Annotated in this window: 22 protein-coding genes; 2 read left to right on the top strand and 20 right to left on the bottom strand. The window is 70.3% G+C overall.

All coding sequences use genetic code 11. The annotated features are described in order from the left end of the window. Positions 1 to 172: 172 nt before the first annotated feature. The 4 genes from A37W_RS0109825 to A37W_RS22805 all read right to left on the bottom strand — a co-directional run bounded on the left by A37W_RS0109825 (position 173) and on the right by A37W_RS22805 (position 3,717). Complete coding sequence (locus A37W_RS0109825) at positions 173 to 823, bottom strand: adenylate kinase (RefSeq protein ID WP_018302863.1); 651 nt, start codon at positions 821 to 823, stop codon at positions 173 to 175. Then, positions 820 to 2,166, bottom strand: a complete 1,347-nt coding sequence (gene secY, locus A37W_RS0109820; RefSeq protein ID WP_018302862.1) for a preprotein translocase subunit SecY — start codon at positions 2,164 to 2,166, stop codon at positions 820 to 822. The genes A37W_RS0109825 and secY overlap by 4 nt, the downstream gene beginning before the upstream one ends. Positions 2,167 to 2,294: 128 nt before the next feature. Continuing rightward, positions 2,295 to 2,768 carry a 50S ribosomal protein L15 gene (rplO, locus tag A37W_RS0109815; protein ID WP_018302861.1) on the bottom strand — a complete coding sequence of 158 codons (474 nt, stop codon included), beginning with the start codon at positions 2,766 to 2,768 and terminating at the stop codon, positions 2,295 to 2,297. A 130-nt stretch (positions 2,769 to 2,898) separates the two neighbouring features. Continuing rightward, positions 2,899 to 3,717 (bottom strand): NYN domain-containing protein, encoded by an 819-nt coding sequence (locus A37W_RS22805; RefSeq protein ID WP_018302860.1) that lies wholly within the window; start codon positions 3,715 to 3,717, stop codon positions 2,899 to 2,901. A 257-nt stretch (positions 3,718 to 3,974) separates the two neighbouring features. Between A37W_RS22805 and A37W_RS0109800 the strand changes: the two genes are divergently transcribed. Continuing rightward, the gene (locus tag A37W_RS0109800; protein WP_018302858.1) at positions 3,975 to 4,388 is read left to right on the top strand and encodes a pyridoxamine 5'-phosphate oxidase family protein; all 414 of its coding nucleotides are present in this window, start codon (positions 3,975 to 3,977) and stop codon (positions 4,386 to 4,388) included. 74 nt (positions 4,389 to 4,462) lie between these two features. Here the strand turns inward: A37W_RS0109800 and rpmD are convergent, their stop codons facing one another. From rpmD to rpmC, 11 genes are all read right to left on the bottom strand, one after another. Then, positions 4,463 to 4,648: a 50S ribosomal protein L30 gene (gene rpmD / locus A37W_RS0109795; RefSeq protein WP_018302857.1), complete on the bottom strand. Its 186-nt coding sequence runs from the start codon at positions 4,646 to 4,648 to the stop codon at positions 4,463 to 4,465. Positions 4,649 to 4,652: 4 nt separating this feature from the next. Then, positions 4,653 to 5,228, bottom strand: a complete 576-nt coding sequence (rpsE, locus tag A37W_RS0109790; RefSeq protein ID WP_018302856.1) for a 30S ribosomal protein S5 — start codon at positions 5,226 to 5,228, stop codon at positions 4,653 to 4,655. Between the two features lie 134 nt (positions 5,229 to 5,362). Continuing rightward, the gene (gene rplR, locus A37W_RS0109785; protein WP_018302855.1) at positions 5,363 to 5,722 is read right to left on the bottom strand and encodes a 50S ribosomal protein L18; all 360 of its coding nucleotides are present in this window, start codon (positions 5,720 to 5,722) and stop codon (positions 5,363 to 5,365) included. Between the two features lie 11 nt (positions 5,723 to 5,733). Further along, positions 5,734 to 6,267: a 50S ribosomal protein L6 gene (gene rplF, locus A37W_RS0109780; RefSeq protein WP_018302854.1), complete on the bottom strand. Its 534-nt coding sequence runs from the start codon at positions 6,265 to 6,267 to the stop codon at positions 5,734 to 5,736. A gap of 10 nt (positions 6,268 to 6,277) precedes the next feature. Beyond that, on the bottom strand, positions 6,278 to 6,670 hold the full coding sequence (gene rpsH, locus A37W_RS0109775; RefSeq protein ID WP_018302853.1) for a 30S ribosomal protein S8: 393 nt from the start codon (positions 6,668 to 6,670) through the stop codon (positions 6,278 to 6,280). 12 nt (positions 6,671 to 6,682) lie between these two features. Then, positions 6,683 to 6,988: a 30S ribosomal protein S14 gene (gene rpsN, locus A37W_RS0109770; RefSeq protein WP_018302852.1), complete on the bottom strand. Its 306-nt coding sequence runs from the start codon at positions 6,986 to 6,988 to the stop codon at positions 6,683 to 6,685. A gap of 21 nt (positions 6,989 to 7,009) precedes the next feature. Beyond that, positions 7,010 to 7,573 (bottom strand): 50S ribosomal protein L5, encoded by a 564-nt coding sequence (gene rplE / locus A37W_RS0109765; RefSeq protein ID WP_018302851.1) that lies wholly within the window; start codon positions 7,571 to 7,573, stop codon positions 7,010 to 7,012. Beyond that, the gene (gene rplX, locus A37W_RS0109760) at positions 7,573 to 7,878 is read right to left on the bottom strand and encodes a 50S ribosomal protein L24 (protein ID WP_018302850.1); all 306 of its coding nucleotides are present in this window, start codon (positions 7,876 to 7,878) and stop codon (positions 7,573 to 7,575) included. The genes rplE and rplX overlap by 1 nt, the downstream gene beginning before the upstream one ends. Continuing rightward, on the bottom strand, positions 7,878 to 8,246 hold the full coding sequence (gene rplN / locus A37W_RS0109755) for a 50S ribosomal protein L14 (RefSeq protein ID WP_018302849.1): 369 nt from the start codon (positions 8,244 to 8,246) through the stop codon (positions 7,878 to 7,880). The genes rplX and rplN overlap by 1 nt, the downstream gene beginning before the upstream one ends. A gap of 72 nt (positions 8,247 to 8,318) precedes the next feature. After that, a complete protein-coding gene (gene rpsQ, locus A37W_RS0109750) occupies positions 8,319 to 8,549 on the bottom strand; it encodes a 30S ribosomal protein S17 (protein WP_018302848.1) in 231 nt (76 codons plus the stop codon). 3 nt (positions 8,550 to 8,552) lie between these two features. Further along, positions 8,553 to 8,768 carry a 50S ribosomal protein L29 gene (gene rpmC / locus A37W_RS0109745; protein ID WP_018302847.1) on the bottom strand — a complete coding sequence of 72 codons (216 nt, stop codon included), beginning with the start codon at positions 8,766 to 8,768 and terminating at the stop codon, positions 8,553 to 8,555. 239 nt (positions 8,769 to 9,007) lie between these two features. Here rpmC and A37W_RS0109740 point away from each other — a divergent pair, with 239 nt between their 5' ends. Next, positions 9,008 to 9,676 carry a lysozyme family protein gene (locus A37W_RS0109740; protein ID WP_018302846.1) on the top strand — a complete coding sequence of 223 codons (669 nt, stop codon included), beginning with the start codon at positions 9,008 to 9,010 and terminating at the stop codon, positions 9,674 to 9,676. A 326-nt stretch (positions 9,677 to 10,002) separates the two neighbouring features. On the opposite strand, the gene A37W_RS0109735 is transcribed toward A37W_RS0109740, so the two are convergent. The 5 genes from A37W_RS0109735 to A37W_RS0109715 all read right to left on the bottom strand — a co-directional run bounded on the left by A37W_RS0109735 (position 10,003) and on the right by A37W_RS0109715 (position 14,404). Then, entirely contained in the window at positions 10,003 to 11,085 is a 1,083-nt protein-coding gene (locus A37W_RS0109735) for a Zn-dependent alcohol dehydrogenase (protein WP_018302845.1), read from the bottom strand. 97 nt (positions 11,086 to 11,182) lie between these two features. Then, complete coding sequence (locus tag A37W_RS0109730) at positions 11,183 to 12,508, bottom strand: lyase family protein (RefSeq protein WP_018302844.1); 1,326 nt, start codon at positions 12,506 to 12,508, stop codon at positions 11,183 to 11,185. After that, positions 12,505 to 13,212, bottom strand: a complete 708-nt coding sequence (locus A37W_RS0109725; RefSeq protein WP_018302843.1) for an alpha/beta fold hydrolase — start codon at positions 13,210 to 13,212, stop codon at positions 12,505 to 12,507. Before A37W_RS0109725 ends, A37W_RS0109730 begins: the two co-directional genes overlap by 4 nt. Next, positions 13,212 to 14,012, bottom strand: a complete 801-nt coding sequence (pcaD, locus tag A37W_RS0109720; protein ID WP_018302842.1) for a 3-oxoadipate enol-lactonase — start codon at positions 14,010 to 14,012, stop codon at positions 13,212 to 13,214. Before pcaD ends, A37W_RS0109725 begins: the two co-directional genes overlap by 1 nt. Positions 14,013 to 14,080: 68 nt before the next feature. Next, on the bottom strand, positions 14,081 to 14,404 hold the full coding sequence (locus tag A37W_RS0109715; RefSeq protein WP_018302841.1) for a hypothetical protein: 324 nt from the start codon (positions 14,402 to 14,404) through the stop codon (positions 14,081 to 14,083). Between the last annotated feature and the right edge of the window lie 226 nt (positions 14,405 to 14,630).

Below are 14,630 nucleotides of genomic sequence, written 5' to 3'. Positions count from 1 at the left end.
GCGCCGCATGCGGTGGAGGTGATCCACGCCCCGCGGGGGAGGCGCAAATGGCGAGTCTCCCTTGCGGGATGGGGCTACTTATGGGGCGCGTGGCGGACCGTCAACCCCCTGTCAAGGGGTTTGTGCCGGTGCGCGACGGCCCGCCGGAGTCCCTCCGGTCGGCCCCCCGGACTCAGGCCTCGAGAACCGCGGCCACGTCGCGGGCGACTGCGTCGATCTCGCCCAGCCCGTCGATCGTGCGCAGGTCGTCCTTGGCGTAGTAATAGCCGATCAGCGGCGACGTCTGCTTGTAGTAGGCCAGCAGTCGCGTCTTCAGCGCCTCCTCGGTGTCGTCGGCCCGGCGCTTGAACTCCGCCTTCTCGCCGCAGTTGGTGCAGACGCCGTCGGTCGGGATCGGCTTGGTCTCGTCGTTGTAGACCTCGCCGCAATTGCCGCAGGTGGAGCGGGCGACGATCCGGCGCACCAGCACCGCGTCGTCGACGCGCATCTCGATCACCGCGTCGAGGGTCTGGCCCAGCTCGGCGAGCAGGTCGCCCAGGGCGTCGGCCTGCGCCAGCGTCCGGGGAAAGCCGTCGAAGATGTAGCCGCCGGGGGCGTCGCCGCTGGTCAGCTTCTCGCGGATCAGGCCGATGACGATCTCGTCGGTGACGAGCTCGCCGCGGTCCATCACGTCGGCGACGCGCTGGCCCATCTCGGTGCCCGAGGTGCGCGCTTCGCGCAGCATGTCGCCGGTGGACAGCTGCACCATGTTCCGATCGTCGACGAGGCGCCGCGCCTGGGTTCCCTTCCCCGCCCCCGGGGGTCCGAGCAGTATGATATTCATCGACGCGCCGGTCCCCTCTTCGGCTTGGCGGTGCCGCTGCGGCGCCCGCGCAGCTGCGACTTCTCGATCAGGCCCTCGTACTGGTGCGCGAGGAGGTGCGACTGGACCTGCTGGATCGTGTCCATGCCGACGGAGACCACGATCAGGACCGATGTGCCGCCGAAGTAGAACGGGATGGCCAGCTGGCTGCGCAGGATTTCCGGCAGCAGCGCGACGAGCGCGAGGTAGGCCGAGCCGAGGACGAGGATCCGCGTCACCACGTAGTCCAGGTACTCCGCCGTCCGCTTGCCCGGCCGGATGCCGGGGATGAAGCCGTTCTGCCGCTTGAGGTTGTCGGCCACGTCGTCCGTCTTGAACGCCACTTCGCGGGTGTAGAAGTAGGTGAAGAAGACGATCATCACGGTGAAGAACAGCAGGTACAGCGGCTGTCCGGGGCCGAAGTAGGCCAGGATCGTCGACATGACGGGGCCGGTGTCGCCGCCCGAGAAGGTCGAGATCGTGGTCGGCAGCAGCAAGAGGGCCGAGGCGAAGATCGCCGGGATCACGCCCGCGGGGTTCACCTTGATCGGCAGGTGCGACGAGCCGCCGTCATAAACCTTCATCCCCACCTGCCGGCGCGGATACTGGATGTGCACCTTGCGCAGGCTTCGCTCCATGAAGACGACGAAGGTCAGGATCACCGCGACCATCAGGATCACGCCGATGATGACGGCGGGGCTGATCGCCCCCGACCGGCCGGAGGCGAAGAACTGCGCCAGCGCGGCCGGAATTTCGGCGATGATGCCGACGAAGATGATGAGGCTGATGCCGTTGCCGATGCCGCGGCTGGTGATCTGCTCGCCCAGCCACATCAGGAACATGGTGCCGCCGACCAGCGTGATGACGCAGGAGGCGCGGAAGAACAGGCCTGGGTCCGAGACGAGGTCGCCCGCCTCGAGCGAGGCGGCGAGGCCGTAGGCCTGGAACGCGGACAGGATGACCGTGAAGTAGCGCGTGTACTGGTTGATCTTGCGCCGGCCCTGCTCGCCCTCCTTCTTCAGCTGCTTGAGCGGCTCCCACGTGGAGGCCAGCAGCTGGATGATGATCGAGGCCGAGATGTAGGGCATGATGCCGAGGGCGAAGATGCCCATCCGGCCGAGCGCGCCGCCGGTGAACATCGACAGGATGCCGCCGAGACCGGCCGCCGCGCCTTCCATGAAGTCGCGCAGCGCCGTGCCGTCGATGCCGGGCACCGGGATGAAGGTGCCGAGGCGATAGACGCACAAGAGGCCGATGGTGAAGAGGATGCGCTGCCTCAGCTCGGTGGCCTTGCCGAAGGCCCCCCAGCTCATGTTGGCGGCCATCTGTTCTGCGGCTGATGCCATGCGGGATACTCTTCCTGTCAGGACAACGCCGCCGGACCGGGGAGCCGGTCGGCGGCGTGCAGAAGTCGTGAGCCGATGTAAGGGGCGCGGCGCCCCTTGCCAACCGGTTACTCGGTCGCGGCCGCCGCCGGCGCGCTCAGCGTGACGCTGCCGCCGGCCTTCTCGACCGCCTCGATCGCGCCCTTGGACGCGCCGGTGACGGTGATCGCGGCCTTCGTGGTCAGCTCGCCCTTGGCGAGCAGGCGGACCCCGTCGCGCTTGCGGCGGATCAGGCCGCTGTCGACCAGCTCGGTCTCGGTGATCTCGGAGCCGAGCTTGCCGGCGTCGATGAACTTCTGGATCAGGCCCAGGTTCACGACGGCGTATTCCTTGCGGTTCGGCTTGTTGAAGCCGCGCTTCGGCAGGCGCTGGTACAGCGGCATCTGGCCGCCCTCGTACCCCTTGATCGCCACGCCCGAGCGGGACTTCTGGCCCTTGATGCCGCGTCCGCCGGTCTTGCCCTTGCCGGAGCCGGGGCCGCGGCCGATCCGCTTGGGACGGTGGGACGCGCCTTCGTTGTCGGACAGCTCGTTGAGTTTCATGTCGCTTCTTCTCCCATGATCTGGGGCCGGAAGACCGTCCCGAAGCGATCTGGACGGCACACGGCATTGATGGTCGAGACTCGGGCCCCGCGGGGCCACCGGCGGCGTATAGAAAATGCGCCCGGGGAGATCAAGCGCCGAGCGGTGCGTGCGGATGGAGGATGACCCGGCCGTCCTCGATCCGGCCGGACAGGATGGCGACGCCGTCGGTCAGGCCGGAATGGTCGCGGTAGCGGTCCTGCGTCACCACGGTCGCGCCGGTGGCGCGGGCGCGCTGCAGGATCGGCACGTCGGCGACGACACCCTGGTCGACCACGGTCACCTCTCCGGATCTGAGGCCGAGCGCGCGGGCGAAATCGCGGCCGCCGCGATAGCCGGCGACGAGGCGGTGCCCGGCGCTGGCGTCGAAGAAGACGTGGACGCGCGCGCCCCGCGCCCTGAGGATCTCGATCACGGCGAGGACGTCGCGCAGCTCGGGCTCATCCCGGGACCAGTGCATGACGTTCGAGCCGTCGATCACGAACCGGTCGCCGCGGCGGACATCTGGGAGGATCGCGTCGCTGATCTCGTGCGGCCGGGCCAGCGTGACGGCGGTGCCGGTCCAGACCCGCGTGACCCGGGACTTCCAGTAGGCGTTGCCCTTGGGGCCGGTGCCAGCGCGGTACTTCTGCTTCTTCTCGTCGTACCGCAGGCCGACGACGGCGTTCGCGCCCATCGCCTCGGCCTTCTGGCGCATATGCGCGCGCGCGGACGACTCGCTCGGCGTCGTGACGCTGATCTCATGTCCGTCACCGCGCGGCAGATACCCCGGAATCGTGGCCGAACGAACGACATTGAGGAAGCCCTCGGGCGCGGCCGGCGGCGCAGGGCGCCTGCGCCGCCGGCGCAGCAGAAGCAGAAGAACGAGCAGGGCGATGGCAAGGAGGGCGAGGGCGATGGCGGGAGTCACGACGTAGCCGGGGTGGTGGTCTCAGGTGGACCTTGGCCCGGCCCGCGGCGCGATGGAACGGGGCCATGATCGCGCACCCCGACAGCTGGGTCCCGAAGGCCCCACCCGGAACCGCCCTGCCCGCCGGCGGGCCGCTCCGCGACGTCCGCGAGCGCCGCGCCGGCTGACCGGCGGAGCGGCGCCGCCAGGTCGCCGCGGGTGGAACCGTTGCCCCGCGCGCGGGCTTGCCGCAACGGTCTTGTACAGGAGCGACGAACATGGCGGCCCCCACGAAAGAGACGATCGCCGAGGCGATGCGGGAGCTCGACATCTGCATGATGACGACGACGGGCGACGGGGGCTGGATGGTCAGCCGGCCGATGAGCAACAACGCCCAGGTCGACTGGGACGGGGACAACTGGTTCTTCTCGCGCCCCGACACCCGTAAGATGCGCGACATCCAGCGCGACCCGCGGGTGACGCTGGACTTCGAAGGCGACGGCACCTGGATCACGATCCGCGGCGAGGCGAAGGTCCACACCGACGCCGAGCTGATGCGCGAGCACTGGACGCCCGACATCGAGACATGGTTCGGCGGCGACCTCGACCCCGACAAGGTGCGGCTGATCCAGGTCGAGGCCGTGGAGGCCGAGATCTACGGCCGCGACGAGGGCATCGTGAAGATGTCGTGACCCGGGGGCGGGCCGAGACGAGAAAGGGCGCCCCGGAGGGCGCCCTTCTTCGTTCAACCACGTGCTCGGGAGGCTTACGCCTTCTCCTCGACGATGGTGACGAGGTGCGGGATGCTCTCGACCATGCCGCGGACCGAGGGCGTGTCCTCCAGCTCGCGGGTGCGGTGCATCTTGTTCAGGCCGAGACCCTTGAGGGTGTCGCGCTGGATCTTGGGGCGGCGGATCGGCGAGCCGATCTGCTTCACGACGATGGTTGCCATGGTCTCAGGCCTCCTCGGCGACGAGCGACGATTCCTGCGGCGCGTCGTCGCGCTTGGGCAGGATGTCGGCCACTTTCTTGCCGCGACGCTGGGCGACCGACCGGGGCGACTGCTCCAGCGTCAGCGCGTTCATCGTGGCGCGGATCATGTTGTAGGGGTTCTGCGACCCCAGCGACTTGGCGACGACGTCCTGCAGGCCGAGCATCTCGAACACGGCGCGCATCGGGCCGCCGGCGATGATGCCGGTGCCGGGGACGGCGGAGCGCAGGACGACCCGGCCGGCGCCCCAGCGCCCTTCCTGGTCGTGGTGCAGGGTCCGGCCCTCGCGGAGCGGGACGCGGATCATGCCACGCTTGGCGGCCTCGGTGGCCTTGCGGATCGCTTCCGGCACTTCCTTTGCCTTGCCCTTGCCGAAGCCGACGCGGCCCTTCTGGTCGCCCACGACGACGAGCGCGGCGAAGCCGAAGTTCTTGCCGCCCTTCGTGGTCTTGGACACGCGGTTGATCGCGACGAGGCGATCGGCGAATTCCGGGTTCTCGTCCCGGTCGCGGCGGTTGCCGCCTCTGGACTCACGAGCCATCGGGCTCTCCTTCTCGGGGCCGCGTGCCGCGGCCGGTCAGACTCCAATCCAGGTGAGCGCCAGGGCTCCCGGATCATCGAGGCGCGGACGCGCCTCCACCAGATGAGGCCGGCCGGGTCGCCCCGGCCGATCGCTCAGATCTTGAGGCCACCCTCGCGGGCGGCGTCGGCGAGGGCCTTGACCTTGCCGTGGAACAGGAACCCGCCCCGGTCGAAGTAGGCCTCGGTCACGCCGGCCGCCTTGGCCCGCTCGGCGATCGCCGCGCCGACCTTGGTGGCCGCCTCGACGTTGTTCTTGCCGACCACGCCCAGGTCCTTCTCGAGAGAGGAGGCCGAGGCGAGGGTGACGCCGTTCAGGTCGTCGATCAGCTGGACGCTGATGTTCTTGTTCGAGCGGTGCACGGACAGGCGCGGACGCCCGGCATTCACCTTGCGAAGCTTGGCCCGGACACGCATCCGGCGCTTCAGAAACAGATCTCGTTTCGTGCTGGCCATGTGTCTGGTCCTTACTTCTTCTTGCCTTCCTTGCGGAAGATGTACTCGCCCTTGTAGCGGATGCCCTTGCCCTTGTAGGGCTCCGGCGGCCGCCACTCGCGGATGTTGGCCGCGACCTGGCCGACCTGCTGCTGGTCGATGCCCTCGACCACGATCTCGGTCTGCTTGGGCGCGGTCACGGTCACGCCCTGCGGCACCGCGAACTCGACGTCGTGGCTGTAGCCGAGCGCCAGCTTGAGCGTGTTGCCCTGCATCTGCGCGCGGTAGCCGACGCCCGTGATCTCCAGCTCCTTCTTGAAGCCGGTGGTCACGCCGGTGACGAGGTTCTCGACCATGGAGCGGGACATGCCCCACTGCTGGCGCGCCCGCTTGGACGTGCCGCGCGGGGTGACGCTGACGGCGCCGTCCTCGACCTTGAGCGTGACGTCGTCGGTCGCTGTGAAGGCGCGGGTGCCTTTCGGCCCCTTCACCTCGACGGTCTGGCCCTTCACCTCGGCGCTGACGCCGGAGGGGAGAGGAACCGGTTTCTTTCCGATACGGGACATCTACCCCTCCTTAGAATACGGTGCAGAGCACTTCGCCGCCCACCTGCGCCGCACGGGCGTTGGCGTCCGACATCACCCCCTTGGAGGTGGACACGATCGACACGCCGAGGCCCTGGCGCACCTGCGGCAGGTCACTCTTCGACATGTAGACGCGGCGGCCCGGCTTCGACACCCGCTTGAGTTCGCGGATGACGGGCGTGCCTTCGTAGTACTTGAGCGAAATCTCGAGCGTCGGGTGGCCCTTCGCGTCGGTCCCGCTCTCGTAGCCGCGGATGTAGCCCTCGTCCGCCAGCACGTCGAGGACCCAGGCGCGCAGCTTGGAGGCCGGCGTCGAGACCACGGACTTGCCGCGCATCTGGGCGTTGCGGATGCGGGTCAGCATATCGCCGATAGGATCGTTCATCTGAGAATCTCCTTACCAGCTCGACTTGACCATGCCCGGGATTTCCCCGTTCTGGCCGAGGTTGCGGAGCATGATCCGGCTGAGCTTGAGCTTGCGGTAGTACGCATGCGGGCGGCCGGTGAGCTGGCAACGGTTGTGGAGGCGGGTGGGCGACGAGTTGCGGGGCAGCTCGGCGAGTTTCAGGGACGCCTTGAAGCGCTCCTCCACCGGCTTTTCCTTGTCCTCGATGATCGCCTTCAGGGCGGCGCGCTTGTCGGCGTACTGCTTGACGAGGCGCTCGCGCTTCTTCTCGCGCTCGATCATGGATTTCTTGGCCATATCTCTATCCTCTCCCGCGCGTCACGAGTTGAAGGGCATGTTGAACAGCTTCAACAGCGCCTTGGCTTCCGCGTCGGTCTGCGCGGTGGTGCAGATGATGACGTCGAGGCCCCAGACCTCGTCGACCTGGTCGAAGTTGATCTCGGGGAACACGATGTGCTCCTTGATCCCCATCGCGTAGTTGCCGCGGCCGTCGAACGACTTGCCGGACACGCCGCGGAAGTCGCGGACGCGCGGCAGCGCGACGGTGACGAGGCGATCGAGGAACTCGTACATCCGGTCGCCCCGCAGGGTGACCTTGGCGCCGAGCGGCATCTCCTCGCGGACGCGGAAGCCGGCGATCGACTTCTTGGCCCGGGTGGTCACGGCCTTCTGGCCGGCGATGCGGGACAGGTCGTCGGCCGCGGACTTGGCCTTCTTGCTGTCGCGGACCGCCTCGGCGCCGCAGCCGATGTTGAGGACGATCTTGTCGAGCTTGGGGATCTGCATCTCGTTCTTGTAGCCGAACTCTTCCTTTAGCGCGGCGCGGATGCTGTCCTTGTACTGTGCCTTGAGGCGCGGGGTGTAGGTCGCGGTGTCGAGCATCAGATCACGTCTCCCGTGGTCTTGGCGAAGCGGACCTTCTTGTCGCCGTCCATGCGGAAGCCGACGCGGGTCGCCTTGCCGTTGGCGTCGACCATGGCGAGGTTCGACAGGTGGATCGGCATTGCCTTGGGCTTGCGCCCGCCCTGGTCGGTCTGGGACTGGCGGGTGTGGCGGATCGCCATGTTGAGCCCGCCCACCACGGCCTTGCCGGCCTTGGGATCGACGCTCTCGATCTCGCCCGTCTTGCCGCGGTCCTTGCCCGTCAGCACGACGACCTTGTCGCCCTTCTTGAGTTTCGCGGCCATCAGAGCACCTCCGGAGCGAGCGAGATGATCTTCATGAAGTTCTTCGCACGCAGCTCGCGCACCACCGGTCCGAAGATCCGGGTGCCGACGGGCTCGCCCGCGTTGTTGAGGATCACCGCAGCGTTGCGGTCGAAGCGGATCGCGGTCCCGTCCTCGCGGCGGACTTCCTTGGCGGTGCGCACGACGACGGCCTTGCGGACGTCGCCCTTCTTCACGCGGCCGCGCGGGATCGCTTCCTTGACGCTGACGACGATGATGTCGCCGACCGATGCGTAGCGGCGGTGCGACCCGCCGAGCACCTTGATGCACTGAACCTTCCGGGCTCCGGAATTGTCAGCGACATCCAGATTGGTCTGCATCTGGATCATTGGTTTCTCCCGACCTTTGAGGGGTGTTCTGTTGTCCCCCCCAGGGTTTCGATCAAACCGGGTGTGGCGGCCTTACTCGGCGACCACCTCCCAGCGTTTCGTCTTGGACTTCGGCGCGCATTCCTGGATGCGCACCGTGTCGCCCGTCTTGAACGTGTTGTTCTCGTCGTGGGCGCGATACTTCTTGGACGACCGGACGGTCTTCTTCAGGAGCGGGTGCTTGAAGCGCCGCTCGACGATGACGGTGACGGTCTGGGCGTTCTTGTCCGAGGTGACGACGCCCTGCAGGATGCGTTTGGGCATGGATCAGGCCTCCGACTGGGCGGCCGCGGCCGCCTTTTCGTTCAGGATCGTCTTGACCCGGGCGACGTCGCGCTTGACGGTCCGCATCCGGGCGGTGGATTCCATCTGGCCGGTGGCCTGCTGGAAGCGGAGGTTGAAGGCCTCCTTCTTGAGCTGGACGAGCTGGTCCCGGAGCTGGTCCGGGGTCTTGTCGCGCAGCTCCTTGGCGTGAAGCGCCATGGTCAGCGTCCTTTTCAACATCGCCGGAAGGCCCCTTGCCCGACTGGCGGGGTCACCCTGATTCCCGGCGGAGGTGGGATGAAGCGGCCGTATAGGCGCAAGGGATGGCGCTGGCAACCCCGTTGAGCGGGCCGATGGCGCCTTCGGCTCCCGCGGCTGGCGAAAAGGGGGTTCGGCCGCCCTACACCCGATCTTCATGCCTGACGGCGCAAGGAGACGGGCATGAGCCGGAGAATCCGATGCTGCGCCTCCTGGCAGTCCTGACCCTGTGCGCGGCGCCGGCCGTGGCCGACGGGCCGTCCCTGTTCGCCGGGGCCGGAGGTCTGCTGCCGGCGGCGCGGGGCGGGCTGTTCGCACAGGCGCGCGCCGCGGGCGGCCTCTTCGCCCGGGACGCCTCCCCCCGGTTCGCCCCATCGGGCGGCGGCGACGTGGCCCGCCTTCTCGACCTCGTGGCGTCGGCCGAGGCGGGGTCTGCGGGCTACGACGCGGTCCAGTACGGCGCGCGCGTCCTGCCGCCCCGGCGCCCGACCGACCTGACGGTCGGCGAGATCCTCGACTGGATCGCCGCCACTCCCGGCCAGCCCCACGCGATCGGCCGCTACCAGGTTATCCCGCCCACGCTGCGGGGCCTGATCGGACGGCTGGGCATCCCGCGGGACGCCCGCTTCTCCCCTGCCCTGCAGGACGCGCTGGGAGAGCGGCTGTTGCTCGACGCCGGCCTCGCGGAGTTCCGCGCGGGCCGGCTGTCGCGCGGCGCCTTCATGGACAGCCTGGCACGGGTCTGGGCGGGGCTGCCGACGGCTTCGGGCCTGTCGCACTACCACGGTCACGCGGGCAACCGCGCCGTCATCACCCGCGCCAGGTTCGAGGCAGAGATGGCGGCGATCTACGGCGGCGCGGGGGCGTAGATGTCCGGCCGGGTCGGAGGAGCGACCGATGATCAGCTGAATACCTGTTCTGCCAAGGCGCGACAGAGGGCAGTGGATGGCCGGTCAGCCGCTCCCGACGCTCGGAAGTCTGGCTGTGTTCCGCCGGCCGCAAGTCCTGACACCTTGCGCGCGACCCTCACCGCCGCGGCTGTTCCGGGCGGAGCCCGGGCGACCCTCGGCCCCGCCCCGAGGTCGTGCGGAGCGGCACGATGAACCGCCTCTACCGCAGCGTGGGGGCGTCTGTCCGCCAGCGGCCCGCCGCCCTTGCGCCGCTGGCAGCCGCTCAAGTGGCCGATCCCCCCGCGTCAGAACACGATCACGTTCCGCCGTGCGCCGCCGCCGCTCGTATCCGCGATCGCCTCGTTGATCTCGTCCAGCGACCACCGGCGCGAGATCAGCTCGTCCAGCTTCAGCCGGCCCTGCAGGTAGAGATCCGCCAGCCACGGGATGTCCCGGCGGATGACCGTGTCCCCCATCTTGGACCCGACGAGCGACTGGCTCGCCGCCGCCACGTCCGTCGCCTCGTAGTGCGAGACGGCGCCGACGGCCGGCATCCCGACCATCACCACCCGGCCGCCCTGGGCGAGGTAGCGGGGCGCCTCGTCATAGGCCCGGGCCGCGCCGACGGTGACGAATACCGCGTCCGCGCCGCGTCCCATCGCCGCCTTTGCGGCGTCCCAGGGCGCGCCGTCCGTGGCGAGCACGCCGTCGGTCGCGCCGAACTCCTTCGCCGCCGCCAGCTTGGCCTCGCTCATGTCCACCGCGACGATCCGCCGGGCGCCGGCGAGGCGGGCACCCTGGATGGCGTTGAGGCCGACGCCGCCGGCGCCGATCACCACCGCGTCCTGCCCGGGCCGCAGCCCGATGGAGTTCACCACCGCGCCGACGCCGGTGATGACGCCGCAGGCCAGCAGCGCCGCCTGCTCGGCCTCGACGCCGTCCGGCACGCCGACCACCTGGCTGGAATGGACGACGACCTTCTCGGCGAAGGCCCCGCAGTTCAGCGCCGCCAGCACCGCGCCGCCGTCCGACGAGGTCAGCGGCGGCGGCGCGTCGTGCGACGGATGCTCGCAGCGCGTCGGATGGCCCGAGGCGCAGCCGGCGCACTGTCCGCAATGGCGGATCAGGGTGACGACGACACGCTCGCCCTCCGTCAGCCCCTTCACGCCGGGCCCGATCGCCGTCACCCGCCCCGCCGCCTCGTGGCCGTAGACCGCAGGCAGAGTCCCGCCCCAGTCGCCCTTGGCGTAGGTGATGTCGGAATGGCAGATCGCCACCGCCTCGAGCGTCACCTCCACCTCGCCCTCGACGGGCGCGCGGATCTGCACCTCCTCGATGGTCAGGGGGGCGCCGAACTCACGGCAGACGGCGGCGCGGATCGTGGTCATCAGGTCTACTCCGAGAGGCGTGGCGGGGGCGAAGGTGGGGCGGCGGGATCGGCGGCTCTGCGCCGGATGCGACACCCTTGGGCGCGAACGGGACGGATCAGCCGGCGGCGCGGGCGGCGAAGGCGCGCGCCTCGGCGGGCGCGGTGCCGAGCTGGGCGGCGGGGTCGAACGCGGACGACAGGTCGAGATCAGGCCAGCGGGCGCGGGCAAGGTCCGGCAGCGATCCCGCTCCGGCGGCGACGTCCTTGCACATCGCCTTCACCGCCGCCTGCGCGTCGGGCCGAGGCATGGCCTTTGCCAGCGCGAAGGACAGCGCCTCGGCGAAGATGAGGCCGGTGCCGTCGTCGATCCGCGCCGCCATGGCGTCCGCGTCCGGCGCCACGCCCTCGGCAAGGTCCTGCGCCACCTGCAGCGCCCGCCCGAAGCCGAGGCACAGCTGCGGCAGCACGAACCACTCGGCGATCCACGCCGCGCCGTCGCGCTGCTGGCGATGCAGGACGGCACCCTGCACCACGCCCTCCAGCGCCGCGCCGACGCGGGCGAGGGTCACCAGCAGCGACGGCATCACCGGGTTCTGCTTCTGCGGCATCGTGGAGGAGCCGCCCGCCGCCGGAAGCCGCACCTCGCCGAAGCCGGACTGCGTGAGCAGGATCAGATCCTCGCCCATCTTGCCCATCGCCCCGGTCCCCCTCGTCATCCACCCGGCCAGCCGGGCGATCCCGCCCCGGTCGGTGTGCCACGACCGGCCCGGATCGCTCAGCCCCAGCCCCTCGGCGAGCCGCGCCCGGACCTCCGGTCCCGTGTCGCCCATCGCCGACAGGGTTCCGGCCGCGCCCGAGAGGCTCACCCGCGTCACCCCGTCCCGCACCGCAGGCAACTCGTCCAGCAGGTCCAGGAGCGGCGCGCCCCAGCCGGCGACGACCGCGCCGAAGGAGGTGACCGTCGCGACCTGCCCGTAGGTGCGGGCGGCCATCGGCGTCTCCGCGTGCGCCTCCGCCAGCCGGCCCAGAGCGGCGGCGAGCGCCCGCAGCCGCCCCTCCCAGATCGCCAGCGCCTGCCGCAGGCGCAGGGCCAGCGCGGTGTCCACGATGTCCTGCGAGGTCGCGCCGTAGTGGATCCACGCGCCGTGCTCGGGCGCCTGCATCGCCTCGCGGAAGGCCGCGACCAGCGCCGGCACCGGCACCGCGCTCCGACCCGTCTCGGCGGACAGGCCGCCCGGGTCCAGTTGCAGCTCCAGCGACGCCCGGTGGATCGCCCTGGCGCTCACTTCGGGGATCAGGCCCACCGCCCCCTGCGCCTTCGCCAGCGCGCCCTCGACGATCATCATCGCCCGGACCTCGGCGCTGTCGGTGAACAGGGCCGCCGTCTCGCGGTCCAGCACGAGGTCGCGGTAGATGCCGCTGTCGTAGATCGAGCCTGTCATGCCGCCTCCGCGATCCGGTCCAGCAGCGCCGCCAGACCCTCCGGGTCCGACAGGAACGGCGAATGCGACGTCTGCATCTCGAAGACGGTCCCCTCGGCCCAGTCCCCGGTCATGGTCACCTGGAACTCGTAGGGCACCGCGCCGTCCTCGGTGCAGCGGATGTAGCTGCGCGGCACCCCGAGCGCCCGGTCGGGCGTGACCGGCACCTCCTGCGGCGCCACCGGTTGCTTGCCGAGTCGGGCGACGGCGCGGGCGGCGCGGCCCGGTTCGACGTCATGGAAGAACTTCGCGACCGCCATCTCCGGATCGATGGTGAAGACCGGCCCGTCGCGGCGGATCGCCTCCACCAGCGGCTGCCGGGGCGCGAGGCGGCGCATCTCGGCGAGGCTGTGGCCCGCCGCCGAGGGCACGTAGGCGCAGAGGTAGACGAGCCGCGCGATCCGCTCCGGCGCAAGTTCCGCCGCAGCGGTGATCGGGAAGCCGCCCATCGAGTGACCGACGAGGATGTCGCCATCGCGCAGCGCCGCCACAATGGCCCGGGCGTAGTCGTCCAGCGTCACGCCCTCGGGAGGCGTCGGGTCGGCCCCGTGCCCTGGCAGGTCGATCGCCCGCGCCGCGTGGCCAAGCGCCGCCAGCGCCGGGACGGTCTCTTCCCAGCACCACGCGCCGTGGCACGAGCCGTGGACCAGCAGGAACGACGCCATCAGACCTCGCCGATCCCGCGCAGGAAGTCGGTGAGGATGCGGGCGTACTCCTCGGGCGCTTCGACGCAGGGCAGGTGGCCGGCGCCGCGGATCAGCTCGAACCGGCTGCCGGGGATCAGATCGACCGTCTCGCGCACCAGGTCGGGCGGAGTGGCGCCGTCCTCGCTGCCGGCGATGCCGAGCGCGGGGAGGCGCAGGCTCGCGGTCGTCGACCAGAAATCGGTCCCCGAGATCGCGGCGCAGCAGCCGAGGTAGCCCTCCACCGGGGTGGAGACGAGAAGGTCGCGCCACGGCCGCACCTGCGGGCTCTCCCGGAACGGCCGGGAGAACCACCGCTCCATCACCCCGTCCGCCATCGCCTCCAGCCCGCCCTTGCGGATCGCGGCGATCCGGTCGTCCCACAGCTGCGGCGTGCCGATCTTGGCGCCGGTGTTCGACAGGACCACGGCGCGCATCACGTCCGGCCGCTTCACCGCAAGGCCCTGCGCGATCAGTCCTCCGATCGAAAGCCCGACGAACACCCCGTCCCGCACGTCCCAGGCGTCGCAGACCGCCGCGGCGTCGGTGACGAGCGTGCCCATGTGGTAGGGCGCGGGCGGCACGTCCGACTGCCCGTGGCCGCGCTTGTCCCAGCGGATGAAGCGCAGGCCGCGCGGCAGCAGCGGCAGCAGCTGATCCCACAGCGTCAGGTCGGTGCCGAGGGAGTTGGCGAAGACCAGCGTCGGCGCGGCCGGGTCCTCCGCCCCGTCGGCGCGGCTGTAGAGGGTGACCCCCTCGCGGTCGATCCGCTTCTCGTCCATCGCCCCCTCCCAGTCGCCGGTGCGGCGCCAGAAGGCCCTCCCCGGCCGGGGGTGTCAACGCCCGGCGGTCAGCGCAGGACCAGCGTCAGGCCGAGAACCAGAACGGCGGCGCCGCCCAGCTGGCGCGGGGTCAGCCCCTCGCCCAGCCACCAGGCGACGCAGAGGACGATCAGCGTCTCGACGACGAGGATGACGAGGTAGACGACGCCGAGGTCGGCTTGCCGCAGGATCCGCACCTCGGTCAGCGCGGCGGCGATTAGTCCGCCCGCGATCAGCACGACGGCGAGTGCGGTCATCGCGCCGGAGCCGAGCTTCATGCCGATGGTGGCGAGGGCGTAACCGCACGCGGCCAGCAGCGCCAGACCGAGGGTCTGGAGAGAGAATGCAGTCATCACAATACCTTTTCGCCGGAATCGTCTCCGGCATGAACGGTCGCAGAAATAATATGTCCCGAAGGATGCGCGTTGGAGGACGTTCGGGCAAGGCCGGAATGCCTGACCCGACGGCGAGCCAGGCTGACTGGCACCCGCCCCGGCCCCGAGCCGGGGCCCCGAGCGGATCGGGGTCCCGGGCCAGGCCCGGGACGCGTTGCGCTCGTCCGCGCAGCGCTACTCAGCC

Origin of the sequence: Wenxinia marina DSM 24838 (genome assembly GCF_000379485.1) — a bacterium.
GTDB classification, from domain to species: domain Bacteria; phylum Pseudomonadota; class Alphaproteobacteria; order Rhodobacterales; family Rhodobacteraceae; genus Wenxinia; species Wenxinia marina.
This window is presented reverse-complemented; position numbering and strand designations above follow the sequence as displayed.